Source organism: Microbulbifer maximicatervae (SeqCode) (genome assembly GCF_052467615.1).
Map to the genome: position 1 here is coordinate 4,377,501 of NZ_CP174319.1, position 16,625 is coordinate 4,394,125.

The 16,625-nt window shown below is 51.3% G+C and carries 17 protein-coding genes (1 of these 17 only partly in view); 11 read left to right on the forward strand and 6 right to left on the reverse strand.

Going from position 1 to position 16,625, the window contains the following annotated elements; translation table 11 throughout:
* The 3 genes from ACJJIM_RS19250 to ACJJIM_RS19260 all read left to right on the forward strand — a co-directional run.
* Positions 1 to 307, forward strand: the 3' portion of a protein-coding gene (locus ACJJIM_RS19250) for a MarR family winged helix-turn-helix transcriptional regulator (protein WP_444911755.1). Its footprint begins 137 nt before the window's first position; 307 of the gene's 444 nt are visible here — the last part of the coding sequence; its start codon lies beyond the left edge, outside the window; its stop codon occupies positions 305 to 307.
* A 266-nt stretch (positions 308 to 573) separates the two neighbouring features.
* A complete protein-coding gene (locus ACJJIM_RS19255) occupies positions 574 to 996 on the forward strand; it encodes an organic hydroperoxide resistance protein (RefSeq protein ID WP_444911756.1) in 423 nt (140 codons plus the stop codon).
* Positions 997 to 1,026: 30 nt separating this feature from the next.
* Entirely contained in the window at positions 1,027 to 2,046 is a 1,020-nt protein-coding gene (locus tag ACJJIM_RS19260; protein ID WP_444911757.1) for an alpha/beta hydrolase, read from the forward strand.
* Between the two features lie 43 nt (positions 2,047 to 2,089).
* Here ACJJIM_RS19260 and ACJJIM_RS19265 read toward each other — a convergent pair whose 3' ends face one another.
* The 5 genes from ACJJIM_RS19265 to hutI all read right to left on the reverse strand — a co-directional run bounded on the left by ACJJIM_RS19265 (position 2,090) and on the right by hutI (position 7,689).
* Positions 2,090 to 2,491 (reverse strand): RidA family protein, encoded by a 402-nt coding sequence (locus ACJJIM_RS19265; RefSeq protein WP_282930788.1) that lies wholly within the window; start codon positions 2,489 to 2,491, stop codon positions 2,090 to 2,092.
* Between the two features lie 91 nt (positions 2,492 to 2,582).
* Entirely contained in the window at positions 2,583 to 3,482 is a 900-nt protein-coding gene (locus ACJJIM_RS19270) for a LysR family transcriptional regulator (protein ID WP_444911758.1), read from the reverse strand.
* Positions 3,483 to 3,612: 130 nt separating this feature from the next.
* Entirely contained in the window at positions 3,613 to 4,575 is a 963-nt protein-coding gene (hutG, locus tag ACJJIM_RS19275) for a formimidoylglutamase (RefSeq protein ID WP_108734921.1), read from the reverse strand.
* Positions 4,576 to 4,862: 287 nt separating this feature from the next.
* Positions 4,863 to 5,978 (reverse strand): heparan-alpha-glucosaminide N-acetyltransferase domain-containing protein, encoded by a 1,116-nt coding sequence (locus ACJJIM_RS19280; RefSeq protein WP_444911759.1) that lies wholly within the window; start codon positions 5,976 to 5,978, stop codon positions 4,863 to 4,865.
* Positions 5,979 to 6,459: 481 nt separating this feature from the next.
* Positions 6,460 to 7,689: an imidazolonepropionase gene (hutI, locus tag ACJJIM_RS19285; protein ID WP_413663744.1), complete on the reverse strand. Its 1,230-nt coding sequence runs from the start codon at positions 7,687 to 7,689 to the stop codon at positions 6,460 to 6,462.
* 187 nt (positions 7,690 to 7,876) lie between these two features.
* On the opposite strand from hutI, the gene hutC reads away from it, so the two are divergent.
* From hutC to ACJJIM_RS19315, 6 genes are all read left to right on the forward strand, one after another.
* The gene (gene hutC / locus ACJJIM_RS19290; protein ID WP_108734924.1) at positions 7,877 to 8,587 is read left to right on the forward strand and encodes a histidine utilization repressor; all 711 of its coding nucleotides are present in this window, start codon (positions 7,877 to 7,879) and stop codon (positions 8,585 to 8,587) included.
* An 89-nt stretch (positions 8,588 to 8,676) separates the two neighbouring features.
* On the forward strand, positions 8,677 to 10,353 hold the full coding sequence (gene hutU, locus ACJJIM_RS19295; protein ID WP_413663745.1) for a urocanate hydratase: 1,677 nt from the start codon (positions 8,677 to 8,679) through the stop codon (positions 10,351 to 10,353).
* Between the two features lie 147 nt (positions 10,354 to 10,500).
* Positions 10,501 to 12,171, forward strand: a complete 1,671-nt coding sequence (hutH, locus tag ACJJIM_RS19300; protein WP_444911760.1) for a histidine ammonia-lyase — start codon at positions 10,501 to 10,503, stop codon at positions 12,169 to 12,171.
* Positions 12,172 to 12,451: 280 nt separating this feature from the next.
* Positions 12,452 to 12,784 carry a hypothetical protein gene (locus tag ACJJIM_RS19305; protein WP_444911761.1) on the forward strand — a complete coding sequence of 111 codons (333 nt, stop codon included), beginning with the start codon at positions 12,452 to 12,454 and terminating at the stop codon, positions 12,782 to 12,784.
* A 95-nt stretch (positions 12,785 to 12,879) separates the two neighbouring features.
* Positions 12,880 to 13,380, forward strand: coding sequence for a hypothetical protein (locus tag ACJJIM_RS19310; RefSeq protein WP_282930780.1), 501 nt, complete (start codon positions 12,880 to 12,882; stop codon positions 13,378 to 13,380).
* Positions 13,381 to 13,620: 240 nt separating this feature from the next.
* Positions 13,621 to 13,797 (forward strand): hypothetical protein, encoded by a 177-nt coding sequence (locus tag ACJJIM_RS19315; protein WP_413663747.1) that lies wholly within the window; start codon positions 13,621 to 13,623, stop codon positions 13,795 to 13,797.
* A gap of 40 nt (positions 13,798 to 13,837) precedes the next feature.
* Here the strand turns inward: ACJJIM_RS19315 and pyk are convergent, their stop codons facing one another.
* On the reverse strand, positions 13,838 to 15,274 hold the full coding sequence (gene pyk / locus ACJJIM_RS19320; RefSeq protein WP_444911762.1) for a pyruvate kinase: 1,437 nt from the start codon (positions 15,272 to 15,274) through the stop codon (positions 13,838 to 13,840).
* A gap of 177 nt (positions 15,275 to 15,451) precedes the next feature.
* Here pyk and ACJJIM_RS19325 point away from each other — a divergent pair, with 177 nt between their 5' ends.
* Together ACJJIM_RS19325 and ACJJIM_RS19330 are read left to right on the forward strand one after the other, a co-directional pair.
* Complete coding sequence (locus tag ACJJIM_RS19325; RefSeq protein WP_413663749.1) at positions 15,452 to 15,925, forward strand: META domain-containing protein; 474 nt, start codon at positions 15,452 to 15,454, stop codon at positions 15,923 to 15,925.
* Positions 15,926 to 15,989: 64 nt separating this feature from the next.
* On the forward strand, positions 15,990 to 16,550 hold the full coding sequence (locus tag ACJJIM_RS19330) for an META domain-containing protein (RefSeq protein WP_282930776.1): 561 nt from the start codon (positions 15,990 to 15,992) through the stop codon (positions 16,548 to 16,550).
* Positions 16,551 to 16,625: the final 75 nt, after the last annotated feature.

Below are 16,625 nucleotides of genomic sequence, written 5' to 3' on the forward strand. Positions count from 1 at the left end.
GATGCTGGTGCTCTGGGAAGACGACGGAATCACCGCTACGGAGCTGAGTCTGCGGCTCGGCCAGGATAAGGGTGCCCTAACGCCAGTTATCAAACGACTGGAGAATCAAAAGCTGATCAACCGGCACCGAGACCCGGAGGACGAGCGTCGAGTCATTATCGAGCTGACTGATGCCGGTAGGTCGATGCAAAAAGAAGCTGCTTCAATTCCCACTCAGGTGCTGAATGCCTGTGGCTTGAATCCTCAGTCTGCACGGGCGCTAAAGACGCAAATAGAGGCGCTTCGCCAATATTTAGCGAACCCCTAATCTTTCCCTCTTTTTATCGCCCCACCATTAGCGGGGCCCCCGCTTTGGCTCCATTTGTTATAGCTATCGTCCTTATAGCAACATTTAATTATCGCAATAATAGTTATCGCAATAACTTTATCTGGCGTCCAAGCTGACGCGCTGTTTAGAAGCTGACTTAGAAATCCGGACTACTACCCCAAGCTCAATAAATCCAGAGGGAAAAGGACTGGACTCCATTCCAGGCGGCTTCTGACAGACAAACACACATCAATGAGGACAGGTTAATGCAAACAGTTTACACCGCAGTAGCAACCGCAAGTGGCGGCCGTGATGGCGAAGCTCAATCATCAGATGGAAAGTTAAGCGTCAAGCTCAGTATTCCCAAAGAGCTTGGCGGCCCCGGTGGCGATGGCACCAACCCAGAGCAACTGTTTGCTGCGGGTTACTCTGCCTGCTTTATTGGCGCTCTTAAGTTTGTCGCCGGTAAAGAGAAAGTAAAAGTCCCGGAAGAAACCACTGTGCGCGCTGAAGTTGGAATCGGTCCCCAGGGTAAGGGGTTCGGTCTGGATATTGACCTCTACATCGATCTTCCTGGCCTGGATCAGGCGACGGCAGAAAAAATTGCCAACACCGCTCACGAAGAAGTTTGCCCTTATTCCAATGCAACCCGAGGCAATGTTGATGTGCGCCTGCACATATCCGCTTAAGCAACCGGTAGAGAGTTGAAGGTATCCGTTATGAATGGCTTAAAAATTTCCAAGCTGGCACTACCCCTTTTCTTTACTCTTGGTATGACTTCTGCGTCTGCTTCTATTTCCCCTGGTGTTGAGCAAAATACCCAGGGGTTCCTTCAAGCACTGGCGCAAGGTGGCGGCAAACCCATTGAGCAACTATCACCAAAAGCTGCCCGCGCCGTCCTGGTCGGAGCCCAAGAGGGTGCGCAACTGCCGCCCGCCGAAGTCAGCAAGAAAACCATTAGGGTTAATGGCGAAAAGCTGGAACTGACTATCGTTAAACCGAAAACCACCCGGGGCCAGATTCCCGCCTTTATGTATTTCCACGGCGGAGGCTGGGTCTTGGGTGACTACCCAACCCACGAACGCTTGATCCGCGATCTGGTTCAACGCTCCGGCGCCGCTGCGGTATATGTGGATTACACCCCATCTCCAGAGGCCAAGTACCCGACTGCAATTAACCAGGCTTATGCGGCTACCCAGTGGGTCGCGGAGAATGGCGAAAAGATCGGTGTCGACGGTTCCCGTCTTGCCGTGGCCGGTAACAGTGTCGGTGGCAATATGGCAGCCGTGGTTGCCTTGATGGCGAAAGAGAAAGGAACACCGGATCTGCAATTCCAACTGCTGCTCTGGCCGGTTACCGATGCCAACTTCAACAACGCTTCTTACAAGCAGTTCGCCCAGGATCACTTCCTGACACGGGATATGATGAAGTGGTTCTGGGATAACTACACTACCGACCCCAAACAGCGCAACGAGATCTATGCTTCACCTCTGCGCGCAAGCAAATCCCAGTTGGTCGGCTTGCCTCCCGCTCTGGTGCAGACTGCTGAGATGGATGTGCTGAGAGATGAAGGCGAAGCTTACGCCCGCAAACTTAACGAAGCTGGTGTGACCGTAACCGCTGTTCGCTATAACGGCATGATTCACGACTACGGCCTACTAAATGCCCTGAGTGACGTGCCCGCGGTGCAGGATGCTCTTGATCAAGCAGGCTCCGAGCTTAGGGAACACCTCAAGTAAAACTTAAAAGCCCTGCAATGCGGGGCTTTTTTTATTCAGGTACTTAAAGCAGCGTTTTAGCCACTGCCTCAATTTCTATCAATGTCTCTGGCGACGCCAGGGATGTGACTCCCACTCCCGTGATTGCCGGGCGAGTAGTACCCAAATATTTAGATAGCACGGGGACTATTTCCCCCAGATGCTCACTAACTTCTCCACGCACATAGATACGTAACTGCAAAAGATTCTCTACCGACGATCCGGCCTCATCCAATACTGTCAATAAGTTTTGCATGGCGCTTTCCGCCTGAGCACCAACCCCTATGTTTTTAACTTCACAATTACTATCCCAATCCACCTGACCCGATACAAATACCAAGCCTGTTTTGGTATCGACTCGGGCGTGGGATAGGCAGGAAGAACTGCCATCATAAAGTGAAGAAGGATTAATATTCAGAATACTCATAACAGACCTGTACGCTTTCTAGCTTTTGAAAAAATCATAGTAGAAAGGCAGCTTTGCCAAAGCTATGGAGTAAAGCTTGTTACGGATACAATCAGGAAGCCATTGACTTAGAAAACCGTTGGTGCAGATCATTGAGAATCCAACTTACCAATGGATCATTTTCCACTCGGGGATGAAAAGCGGCTACAACTTCGTAGCCAGGTGGATACTTGTCCAAGGTAATTTCCACCAAGCCCTCACAAGGCATCAACCTAGAGGGAATAAAGGCCAGGGTATTCGTCCTTTTCAAGAACTCCTGGGCTATATAAAAAGAGGGCGCCGAAACAACAATCTCTCTTTTTAGACCTTGCCCCTCTAGCCAACGATCGGCTGAACCGCGCAAGCCTCCAACCCCTGGCGATGTAATCACAAAATCAGATTGCATCAACTGATCAATAGGGACCAACTCATCTAAACTATACATAGGATTAGCCGATACACAGACATAACACTCATTAAAGAGCACCTGTGTATTAATTCCATCAGGCACATACCCCGTTGATGTGAAAGCTAAGTCAATTTCTCCCTGATGCATTTTCTGGGTGAGCGAGACGCTTTCAATATTAGTGACAATAAATTTCACTTTCGGCGCATATTGCCTGACCCTTTGGATCAACTCGGCAACAACCACTTTTTGCGCGTAATCTGTAGCAGAGATCACCAGGGTCCGGGAAGTCTGGCTTGAATCAAGAGAACCCGGGGCGGGAATCTCACTGAGTAACGTCAGCACCTGTCGAATCTGTGGCTCTATAAATTTTGCATAACTGGTGGGAGCCATCCCATGCCCAGTGCGCACAAATAGATCATCCCCAACTATTTTTCTAATCTTCTTCAGCTGCAAACTGACAGCTTGCTGCGAAACCTGCAGATGCTCTGCTGCAAGGGAGATACTTTCAACCCTGAATAGTATTTCCAGGGTTTTTAAGTGATTAATTTCAAGATCTTTGATCATATCAACTACAAGAGCGGAGCTCTCTGCCAGTCACTTACGACTGTAGATAAAGATTAAAATAGTGGTTTCTAATACTGAAGTTAACGCGACCCCCAAAGCCATAGTGGCCGCGCTGTATTATTAAAAATACTCAGGGGATTTTTCTGGCCGCACGATTTGCAATTTGAAATCCCAGGCGGGCCGCGGTACGCGCACCATGATCCTCAATATCGAAATAGGGATTAAATTCAGCGATATCCGCCAAACAAACTTTATTGGATTCCAAAACGGTATCCAGCAAGACTTCCAGAAACTCCATGGAAACCCCCCTGCCAGAGGGGGCACTCACCGCTGGCATAACTGCTGCCGGCAATACATCCAGACATACCGTCAGATAGACAAAATCCACCTTCTCAATAAAGTCGCGGATTCGCGCCTGAACCGTATTCAGATTCCAGCTACTGATTTCACGATCCCGAATAACCTGGGCACCCAGCTCATCAGCTCTCTGGTAGAGAGCAGGTGTGTTGGCGTTATCCGCCGCACCCACACAGAGATAATTAAATTCGCGGCCATTTATCCTGCACTGCTCTGCAATCTGGAAAAATGGCGTACCCGATGACCCCTTTGGCGCAGGTGTGCGTAAATCCAAATGCGCATCAAAATTGATAATACCCAGACTGCTCTCGCGGTGATGCTCACGCATCCAGCGGGCAATCCCCTGATAACTGCCAAAAGCAATTTCATGGCCGCCTCCCAATACCAGAGGAAAGTGACCGGCACCGAGCAACTCATTGATACGGGCACCCAATAGCGATTGGGCAGACTCCAAGTCTTCCCGTTCGACCCTGACGTTACCCGCATCGTATAAGGGCGCATCAAAAGTTGCCGGCAAGTTCGCCATGGCCAAACGCAATATTCTCGGTCCCTTGGCCGCGCCAATTCGCCCTTTATTTCGACGCACACCCTCATCAGAAGCGAAGCCGAGAATAGTCAGGCCGGGAGGGTCATCCAATTGCAAAGGAGAAATCCGCTGGTGCCAACGCTCACCTGCACGTCCATCCTCAGAGTCGGTGCGACCACTCCATAACTGCATATCAGCAAGCTGTAACATCAATACCTCCGAGGAAGATCTTTATTGGCTTCAAGCCCCCACTTTGTAGGCAAGTTGAACCGGAATATCCATTGGCCGTGCGCAATATGCGCGCGCAAACCTTCGCACAGTGGGCTGTGGGAACTGTAAAGCCCCAACGCGAGAGCTGCCGATACTTTTGGAAGTAGACGATCAAGCAATGCCCTCTGCGAGTACCTTAAAATATGTCACGAAAAAGAAGCATTTAAGTTGCGCTTCTACAACACTAACGTGCCGCGTTTTTCAACAGCACGTGTTGCATGTCGGTACTATACCGCAGACGCTGCAGGCTGCTCCATAGCTTTCCCTTTATGGGAACGGAAATTAACCCAAGCTCGAGTCCCAAAATGAGAAAGCAGAAGTACGATAAACATTGCTGTTAACGTACTGGCCATACCAAGCTGCTGGGAACCAACTAACATTAACCCCCATCCAATTATCAACCACTGAGCAATATAGAACGGAGTTATGTTTTTACCCCAAAACACCATTACGTCAATGAGCTTTCTGTTCTTTACTTTGTTTAAGAGAAAATTACTAATCCAAAGCCAAAGGAAAGTATAGCCAATAAGCAGAATAATTAGACCTGGGCCACCTCTCAAGTTTTCGGCAAAGAAGTATTGCGTATTCAACATAATTAGAAGGCCACCTATGCTCATTAGGGCTAAGCCAATCCATATGCTGCGTGAGAACAATGCATCTATATTTTTTGTATTTTTAAACCAGTAGCCAACTGCCATGCCTGCGAGGGGATAGGCAAGCCAGGAAAATAACGGGAACATTACCCCTTCGCGCTTATTGCCAAAAAACAACTGTAAAATTTCGTCAATAACAACGGAGTTACTGCCGATATCCCAGACGAGTGAGGAGCCGAATGCTACGATAGCTGCCGCAGCGAGCCAGTATATAGGATGAGGCAAGAAGTGCCTGACTAGTGCACAAATAGCAAGCGCAAGGCCAGCAAACTGGAAAATATCTACCATAAGAAATTCACTCAGCGGTGTGTATTCTCCCAGTTGCTCTTGTGTGACAAGGCCAAACTGTAAAGAAAGCCACATAGGCACTGTGCCACGGGCGAAATTAAGTAAATACCCTATTGCAAAAAGACCAGCAGCACGAAACAAATCCTGTTTCAGACTCGGCTTCGAACTATAGCCAATGAAAATACCCATAATCAGCATAAACGCTGAAGCTGCCGGAGTTCCCGCAGATACCTGGATAGCAACACCAATAGCACTGTCTGCCACGTCTGTTCGTCCATAATGATATAAGACGTGAATAGCAATCATAAATAGTACGGCAATGCCTCGGGTCAGATCAAAGGCCAAAATACGAGGATTTTCTTGCGGGAGCACCACTGCTCCTGAAAGACTGGAATTACTCATTTTCAAGAGCTCCTAGCTGAAGAGTAATGAATTTAGTGTGCATTAACTGATATAGAGATATTGCAAAGGCAAGATGCACTTCCTGTGAAAATGTAAGGTATACAAAAATCCTTATTACTTATTTATCGGTTACAGCCCCCTGATCATTAATGTTAAGAGGGGACCGTTTATTTATTCCGATTGTAAATCTAAAGAGGCTTACAGTTTATAAGTATGCCCTATTTATCAGCCAACGCTGTGACATTGGCTAGCAGTTTTAAAAAGTGCCGCCCAGTGTAAATACAAAGCGGCACTCATAAACTAAAAATAAAGCCCACGATAGATGCTAAGTAGAGATCAACATTCCAAATATCAGATAATAATGGGCGCAAAAACCTTATAAAAATTGTTGATAATATTGTTGCTCATTTAGCACCAACTTATCCTCAATTCCGATGTACATCCACCCTAAGAATCAACATACCCGATTCTCAGTTGCATCTCAGCAAGCTGTAACATCGCGCCCCTCCAGGAAAATTCTTGCAGGCTTTAAGGCGCCCACTTCATAAGCGAGTTGATCTGGGGTATCCATCGGCCAAAGAACAATATCTGCTCGCAGCCCTTCGCGCAGTACACCGCGAGAACAGCACAAACCCAATGCCCGAGCGGCTGCACGGGTAACACCTGCGAGAGCTTCTGCCGGAGTTAAGCCAAACAGCTGACAACCCATATTCATCATCAAACGCAGGGAAGCGATTGGACAACTCCCGGGATTAAGGTCTGTAGCCAATGCCATACAAACCCCCGCCTCGCGTAATTTTTCAATGGGCGGAACCTGGGTTTCGTGCAGCGTATAAAAAGCACCCGGCAGGAGGACGGCCACGGTGCCGCTTTCCGCCATGGCCCGGACATCCGCATCGCTGATGTATTCAATATGATCTACCGATAATGCCCCGGACTTTGCCGCCATTTCAGTAGCCCCTGTACGCGCCAACTGCTCGGCGTGCACTTTTACTGGCAGGTCCAGTTTTTTCGCTGCATCGATAACTCTCTGGCACTGATCGACAGTAAATCCAATCGTCTCGCAAAACATATCCACGGCATCGGCCAGTTGCTCGCGGGCTACAGCGGGCAATATCTGCTCGCAGATAAGGTCGATATATTCATCGGCACGACCGTCGTATTCCGGTGGCAGAGCGTGAGCTGCCAGACAGGTCGTTACTATTTCCACTGAGTTGTGTTGCGCCAGGCGTCTCGCGGTGCGCAATTGCTTTAGTTCAGTATCCAGGTCCAGGCCATAACCGGATTTAATTTCCACGGTTGTAACGCCTTCGGCCATCAGGGCGTGCAGACGGGGCTCAGCCAACTTATACAGGTTCTCGGCACTGGCACCCCGTGTCGCCCGCACGGTAGAAATAATACCCCCGCCAGAGCGAGCCACTTCTTCGTAACTCTCTCCCCCCAGGCGACGGGCAAACTCCCCTGCGCGATGGCCTCCATATACGAGATGCGTGTGGCAATCGATCAGGCCCGGAGTTGCCCATTGACCTTCTCCATCAACAATGCGGTCTGGGGTGCACTCGGGCAGATCCCGGCGGGGACCAATCCAAACGATCCGACCTTTGGTTACCGCAATTGCAGCATCCTCGATAACACCGTAACCACCGGCAATGGATGGGTCCATTGTGGCGGCATTCAAATTGGTAATCAGCAAATCACAGCGTTCTGACATAAGCTTTTAGCGGCACGCTTTTCCTTTTAAACCATAGATGCTCGGCCCGATGACCGACAAACCAGTAACGGGCAGGATACAGCTCCCCTCTTCGACTTGACAGCCCGCAGCAGGGAAACCATAGTAGCCGTAACTATTCTTGTATATACAACAATATACAAGCCACGGAAGCACTGTACCTGAGTCTATGAATACTGCAAGTGAACCCCGATACGCGGCCATCAAGCGCCATATCCGCCAACAAATTGAGTCCGGCGAGTGGCCAGTTCATTCCCAGGTGCCCTCGGAGAACCAACTGGCACAGCAATTCAGTGTGAGCCGGATGACCGCAAGACGGGCACTCACCGAGCTAACCGATGAGCGCGTTCTGATGCGCTCCCAGGGGCTGGGTACTTTTGTCGCCGAGCCGGTGCCCGCCAGCTCACTGTTGGAAGTGCGCAATATCGCCGACGAGATCTCGGCGCGAGGGCACAGTTACAGCAACCGCATCCTGTTGGCTCAACCCTGTGTCGCCAGCGCCGATGTAGCCCTGGCACTGGAAGTGCCCGAACAGGCAAAAGTGTTTCACTCCATTATTGTGCACTGTGACAACGGTTTGCCGGTGCAGTGGGAAGAGCGATTTACCAATCCAGCCCTGGCTCCGGATTACCTGGACCAGGACTTCGCCCACACCACCCCCAACGCCTATCTTTCCAAAGTCGCACCACTGACCGAGGCCGATACAACCGTCGAGGCCATAGCTGCGGAAGCCGCTATCGCCCACGCTCTGGAAATTGCCCCCGGAGATGCGTGCCTCCAGGTTTGGCGGCGCACTAAATGCAGTGCCGGCACCGTGAGCTTCGCGCGCCTGGTTCACCCAGGCAATCGATACCGCCTCGGTGCACAACTGAGATTCTAGTTATTGATTTATCCCGCGCGCCCTGGGAAAAGAAACAATCAAATCCGGGACGTGTGAATTTTTTTACGAGAAAAATTGACGAGGAAGCTATGTCTACCGACAAACGCCACGATCCCAGCCGCAAAATCCGCGCGCCTCGCGGCAGTGAGCTCAATGCCAAAAGCTGGCTCACCGAAGCTCCCCTGCGCATGTTGATGAACAACCTGGACGCCGAGGTAGCTGAACGCCCGGAGGACCTGGTGGTGTACGGTGGTATCGGCCGCGCCGCGCGGGATTGGGAGTGCTACGACAAGATTGTCGAAGTGCTGAAGCGCCTGGAAGACGACGAAACCCTGCTGGTGCAGTCCGGCAAGCCTGTCGGAGTCTTTAAAACCCACGCCGATGCACCCCGGGTATTAATTGCCAACTCCAACCTGGTACCCCACTGGGCCAACTGGGAACACTTTAACGAGCTGGATAAAAAAGGCCTGGCCATGTACGGCCAGATGACTGCCGGCTCTTGGATTTATATCGGCTCCCAAGGCATCGTCCAGGGTACCTATGAAACCTTTGCCGCCGTCGCACGCAAACACTTTAATGGCGAAGCGAAAGGCAAATGGATTCTTACCGGTGGCCTCGGCGGCATGGGTGGCGCTCAGCCACTGGCGGCGACCATGGCCGGTTTCAGCATGATCGCAGTAGAGTGCGACGAAACCCGTATCGATTTCCGTCTGCGCACTGGCTATGTAGACAAAAAAGCCACCAGCCTCGACGAAGCCCTGCAAATGATTGAAGCCGCAATGGAAAAAGGCGAAGCCATTTCCGTTGGCCTGCTGGGCAACGCAGCAGATATTTTCCCGGAAATTGTAAAACGCAATATTCTGCCAGATTCGGTTACCGACCAGACTTCCGCTCACGATCCTTTAAATGGCTACCTGCCCCAGGGCTGGACCATGGAATACGCTGCGGAGATGCGCAAGAAAGATGAAGCCGCAGTAGTAAAGGCAGCCAAACAGTCTATGGCGGTCCAGGTTGAAGCCATGCTGGAGCTGCAAAAGCGCGGAGCCGCAACCCTCGACTACGGCAACAATATTCGTCAGATGGCTCTCGAGGAAGGTGTGGAAAATGCCTTCGATTTCCCCGGCTTTGTACCCGCTTATATTCGCCCTCTGTTCTGCGAAGGTGTCGGTCCTTTCCGCTGGGCGGCCCTGTCCGGCAACCCGGAAGATATCTACAAGACCGATGCCAAGGTTAAGGAACTGATTCCCGACAATCCGCAGCTGCACAACTGGCTCGATATGGCCCGCGAGCGGATTCACTTCCAGGGACTGCCCGCACGTATCTGCTGGGTGGGCCTGAAAGATCGCGCGCGTCTGGCACTGGCATTTAACGAAATGGTAGCCAACGGTGAATTGGAAGCACCGGTAGTGATCGGCCGCGACCACCTCGACAGCGGCTCTGTAGCCAGCCCCAACCGCGAAACTGAAGCCATGATAGATGGTTCCGACGCTGTCTCCGACTGGCCGCTGATGAATGCCCTGCTGAACACTGCCTCCGGCGCTACCTGGGTATCCCTGCATCACGGTGGTGGCGTAGGCATGGGCTTCTCCCAGCACTCTGGTGTGGTCATTGTCTGTGACGGTACCGAAGCTGCGCGCAAACGTATCGAACGGGTTCTCTGGAATGATCCCGCCACCGGCGTAATGCGCCACGCCGATGCCGGTTACGAGATCGCAAAAAAATGTGCAAAAGAGCAGGGCTTGGACCTGCCCATGCTGAACGACTGATTTTTTACCGCAATAAAAATACCGCCGGCGGAAATCTTTTACAGCCCGAATAATTTTTATCGGGCTGCGCCGCCGGCGCCTAACAGGGTGTTGAAAAAGCCAACAAGCGACTTTTTCAAGCCATCTTTGCGGCACATGTACACAAAGATGGGCACTCAAATCAAGCAATTGCAGTGCTTGATTTTGCGGCAGGCGCTTTCGCACCGCCCGCGCAGGCTGTTTTTCAACAGCCTGCTAAGCAGTAAATATTTTTTGGTGAATGAATTTATGTATCAATTGGAAATCGATCCCGGTCAATTGAGCCTTGCGCAACTGCGCCGCGTAGCCCGCGAGTCGGTGCAGCTGTCCCTGGCGAAAAGCGCCTACCCCGCTATTGAAGCCTCTGCCCACACTGTTGCCCAAGTTATTACCGAAGGGCGCACGGTATACGGAATTAATACCGGTTTTGGTTTATTGGCCAACACCCGTATTGAAAAGCACGACCTGGAAAACCTGCAACGCGCTATCGTACTGAGCCATGCCGCCGGTACCGGCAACTTTATGAGTGAAGCCACCGTGCGTCTGCTGATGGTGTTGAAAATCAACTCGCTTGCGCGCGGCTTCTCCGGCGTGCGCCCGCAGGTTATCGAAGCTTTAATGCAACTGGTCAATGCCGGTGTCTACCCCGCTATTCCTGAGAAGGGTTCTGTCGGCGCTTCTGGCGATTTGGCGCCGCTGGCTCATATGAGCGTGGTACTTCTCGGTGAAGGGGAAGTATTTATCAAGGGCGAGCGCAAGAGTGCTCACGAAGGCCTCAAAGCTGCGGGGCTAGAGCCCATTACCCTGGCTCCCAAAGAGGGGCTCGCCCTGCTAAATGGCACCCAGGCTTCTACCGCCTTTGCCCTGCTCGGCCTGTTCGCCAGTGAAGACCTGTTCGCCGGCGCCCTGGTAACCGGTGCCATTACTCTGGAAGCCGCCAAGGGCTCACGCCGCCCTTTCGATGATCGTATTCACAACGCCCGCGGCCAACAGGCTCAGCGCGACGTAGCAGCAATTTATCGGGACCTGCTCGGTGAAACCAGCCAGATCGGTGATTCCCACCAGTTCTGCGAAAAAGTGCAGGACCCCTACTCCCTGCGCTGTCAGCCCCAGGTAATGGGTGCCTGTCTGCAGCAGATGCGCTTCGCTGCCGAAGTATTGTTGGCCGAGTCAAATGGTGTTTCCGATAACCCGCTGGTATTTACCGACGAGGAAAATCCGGATAACTCCGACATTATTTCCGGCGGTAACTTCCACGCGGAGCCTGTTGCTATGGTCGCCGACAACCTGGCGCTGGCATTGGCAGAAATCGGCTCCCTGTCCGAGCGTCGCATGGCGCTGTTGATCGACAGCAACCTATCCGGCCTGCCTCCCTTCCTGGTGGAAAATGGCGGGGTGAACTCCGGCTTTATGATCGCCCAGGTCACCTCAGCGGCGCTTGCCAGTGAGAACAAATCCATGGCGCACCCAGCCTGCGTGGACTCACTGCCCACCTCCGCCAACCAGGAAGACCATGTATCCATGGCCACCTTTGCCGGCCGTCGCCTGCGGGATATGGCCGACAATACCTGTGGCATCCTGGCGGTGGAGCTACTCGCTGCCTGTCAGGGACTGGATTTCCGCGCGCCGTTAAAATCCACGGAAAAACTGGAGGCCGCCAAGGCAAAACTTCGCGCCCGAGTACCTTTCTATGACAAGGACCGCTACTTTGCCCCGGATATTGAAGAGGCAAAGCAGTTGCTGAGCAGCGGCGCCTACTTAGAGTCAATAAACCCCAACCTCCTGCCCAGCAGTCACTAGGTTAAAAAACCTTCATGGCTTGATTCGCGCATTGCGAGAGAACCATTTTTCTCACAATGTGCGAATTTTTAGTGGTTTCACCCGCCTGCCGACCTTACCTTTTTTGACTCCGAACAAGTGGGTCTATCAAATCGAAACTGAAGAGTTTCCATCAACCAATACAGACCTGCCTCGGTATTCAGCTTTGCTAGAACATTTACTCTGCCCCGTGATGATTCACGCGACAAAAATGCTAGGCTGAATGTAGAAGTGTTACCCGCCAATAGGTGTGGAGGTCTTGATGAAACCACTGCCCACTAGATTGCTGCGAGGCTCAGGTTGTGTGCTCGCCATCGCAGCAGGACTGGCTCTATCGGCCTGTAATGGAACATCCGGCTATCCCTGCGGAGGCAACGATTGTTCCGCCAGTTATTACGGATACAGCCCTTATTACAACAAGACGTATTATAACCTGCGTGGCCGCTATGCCCACTGCCACCCGGATGGCACCTGTCACAATATGCAGCACTGTAACTTCTACTGGGACGGCAACTTTTATCGCCTGAGACCGCCTGCGGTTGTAAATACCCAGTATCAAATTGTCGATCCACCGCCGCGCGCAAGACCTTACTAAGTCTGAGATTCTGTGCTCGCCTAGTTGGCGCGCCTAGGGGCTTGGCCCCTGCCGGGCCTCTCCGGGGGGAAATTCCACTTACCGGAGAAAGCACTATGAATAGAGCTGTAAAAACGGTGATTCTCACCGCCACGGTGTGCACAGCCCTAGCCCTGGGTGCCTGTGCCACCGATGGTTACTACACCACCTACACCAGTTACGGTGGCCCAAGTGGAGGGCAAGTCGCTTACACCTCCTCCTACGCTTATCCCTATGCCACGCCCAACTATTACGCTTCGAGTAATGTCTATTTAACTTCCTACAGGACACCGGTTTACCAAACCGTTGGTTTCACTCCGGTGAATACCTATTATTACCGCGGTGGCTACGCCAGTTACCGATCCGCATCATTCCGCGGCCACCCTCGCTACCGGGCTCGCTATTACTATCGCGGAATGCCCTACTACAACCGTTTCTATTATCCTCGGTCACCCCACGCCCGCTACCGGGCCCATCACCGAGGCTATAGAAGTTATCACCGCGGCGGTTATCGCGGCTACCGGGGCCATAGAGGCCACTATCGTGTTCGCGGTGGACACCATCGCGGTAGACGCTAACTCCAAGCTTTATTAGGTAACTAACCCCGCTGTAGCAAACCATCAAAAGACGCAGCGGGGTTAGTTAATCGCCAACCTCAATACAACCGTCCGTTTAATTAGCCTTCTCCCTCCAATATCACTGTCGCCACTTTTAACAAATTGGCGCGCTATACATCTCAATGACGGCTATTACCTCTACCCTGAATAAACAAGTTATTCGGGAATGCGTCACTCACACTACTCAAAGAGGTAACTGCGGTGCAGAAAATACTACTTATTCTGCTTGCCGTGGCCCTGGCGACAGGAGTTGCCGGTTGTTCGACAACCGCGCCCCAGGGAAGCCCAAAGTCATTAACCCTTGACGGTCAGAAGTTTCGCTGTGTTGAGCAGGAATTGGAGACCAAGGTACTGGTTAGATGTGTTCGTGCGGGGTAAGTTATTTACACTGTGAGAATTTGTAATTTAATCATTTGTATCAGGGCACGCGGACAATACGCAGGGTATCGGTGTGACCACCAATATCCTGTTGATAGCCCCGGGATATCAACACGAAGTCCCCGGAAATTAGCAGTTCCTGATCCAGCAAATAAGAAATTGCTTTTTGATCTCGCCGCGGGCCGTCCATATTGGAGACATCCATTAATACGGGGTCAACGCCGCTGTAGAGGGCTACACGATTGCAGCACTTTTGGTGCCGACAAAAAGCGTAGATAGGAATTAATGCACATACTCTCGACATCAATAACGCAGTATTTCCAGTTTCGGTCTGGCAAATAATGGCTTTAATTTCTCGGCAATGATTCGCTATGATCATGGCGGCCATGGCGATACACGCATCACCCGCAGGGTAATCGCCGCGAAGGCTTTCCGGCGTGGAATAAATTTTACGGTGTTTTTCTGCCCCAAGAATCACTTCAGCCATATGCTTAACGGTTTCAGTAGGATATTCACCTGCCGCTGTCTCAGCAGATAACATTACCGCATCAGTACCATCCAGTACTGCATTGGCCACATCGCAGACTTCTGCTCGAGTAGGTACCGGACTCGAAATCATCGACTCCATCATTTGTGTCGCAGTAATAACTACCCGATTGAGATAGCGGGCATAGCTGATTAAATGTTTTTGTACTCCCATTAATTCTGCATCACCAATCTCCACGGCGAGATCACCGCGCGCTACCATAATGGCATCACTGGCCAAGATAAGCTTCTCAAGTCGAGCATCATTGGATACCGCTTCAGCCCTTTCAATTTTTGCAATAATATGTGCGGTGCCACCCGCCTCTCTGAGTAACTTTCTCGCTTTGTGAATATCGCGAGCATCGCGAGGGAAAGAAACGGCTAAATAATCTACCTGTAACTCGGCGGCAACTTTGATATCCCGATGGTCTTTTTCTGTCAGTGCCGGCGCAGTAAGGCCACCTCCCTGCTTATTTATTCCCTTTCTATCAGATAGCCAGCCACCATTTTCAACTTCAGTTTTTAACGACAGACCAATAATTTTTTTAATGCGCAAACTCAATCGGCCGTCATCCAGTAACAGGCAGTCTCCCTCATTACAATCTTCTGCGAGTGCTTCATAATCAACCCAGACACCTTCAGGGCTGCCACTTTCTTTATCCCAATCCGGGTCCAAAATAAATTCTTCACCTTTGCGTAGATATATACGCCCATCAGTGAATTTTCCGACACGAATTTTTGGCCCCTGCAAATCTCCCAGCAGGGCAATATGTCTGCACTGACGCTCGGCTTCATCACGGACAAATTTTGCCCGGCGCCGGTGATCATCGATTTTTCCGTGAGAGAAATTCAGGCGAACCATATCCACACCGGCCTTGATTAATTGCCGAAGTGTTTCTTCTTTATCGGTAGCTGGACCCAGGGTGGCAACAATTTTGGTGCGCCTGATCATATCGACGACCGTCCTTTAATCGATGGCCAAATACTATTTTTTTACATCAGTGCAAGCATAGCTTGTCACTGCTGTCGTCTCGTCACGGCAGCCAACAACTAAGCTTTTGTGAAAGCCGAAAAGTGGCTGGCTTGGGTGTGGGCTGGAGAAGGGTTTGTGTTTGGGAGTTATTCGTCGATGAGTAGGTTGGTACAAATATGGCTTCTGGGAGCCCTATTAGTTGTCGGCGGATGTCTAACAAACCGAATAGAAGAAGCCCAAGTTGTTCAATCCTCAGGCAGTATGGGAGCAGTCTGTGGTAAGAAGTGGCAGCTGGTGCGCCTGCGCGTCAATGGTGGGGTGGTCGACATCCAGAGGCCTGCGGACTTTACCTTTGTGTGCAATCTCCAAGGCAATGTCATGGGGAGGAGTGGCATAAACACCTATCGGGGAGAGGTGCAGGTAACCGATAACGGGCAGTTACTTTGGGATACCTCCAGCTTTGTCTCTACCAAGATGGGCGGCCCCGAACCCTTGCTGCGGCAAGAGCATGCCTACCTCGGTGCCCTCGCCGCCACTCGCCAGGCATTTACCAAATCGCGCGGGAATCGTTTGATACTTCGTGACCCCTCCGGTGATATCTATATAGAATACGTAAAGGCCGGACCTTGAACGCCGCCACAGAAGACCTGTAAATTTTTAGGTTAAATGTCGCAAAATCAATGAGAACGACATCATGCCACGTCGTGCTTTTTACTTACTACTGAGTATTATCGTATGCAACCTGGTGCTTGCAGGCTGCAGCACCCCCAATCCCCCTATTCCCCAACTCCAACGATCAGCTTGGTCTGCCTGTGAGCACGAGTGGGTGCTATCGAGCTTGTATTACTCCGGGCGCACTTATGACTCAACCCTGAGCTGGAGCAGGTTTTGGCGGGATAGACCCTTTTTCAAATGCGATCAATTTGGTTATGTTAGGGGCAACAGTGGCACCAATCCGTACCTGGGGCGATTTTCTCTCACTAGCAGCGGTGCTTTCACCTGGGAGCGGATTCCCGCTATTGCGCGCATGGGGGGAGCACACCCCAGCGATGAACTGGAGATCGATTACCTCAATGCCCTGAGAAAGTCTGATTTGATTGTTATTGTGGGTAACAAGATGATGATCAGCAATACCGATGGCAGTGCCTATATTGAGTTTGAACAAGTAGACCGCAGCTATCGCCAGGCCCAACCCTATAAAAAAGGCGACCCATTGGGTCGCCAGAATGACAATCAAGAAGAATCAAAAAGATGAGCTTTAGGAGTCTAAAAAAGCACTCTTGAGGGGAAAGCCTCAGCGGCGCATCTTAATTTGCATAAGTGACAGAAA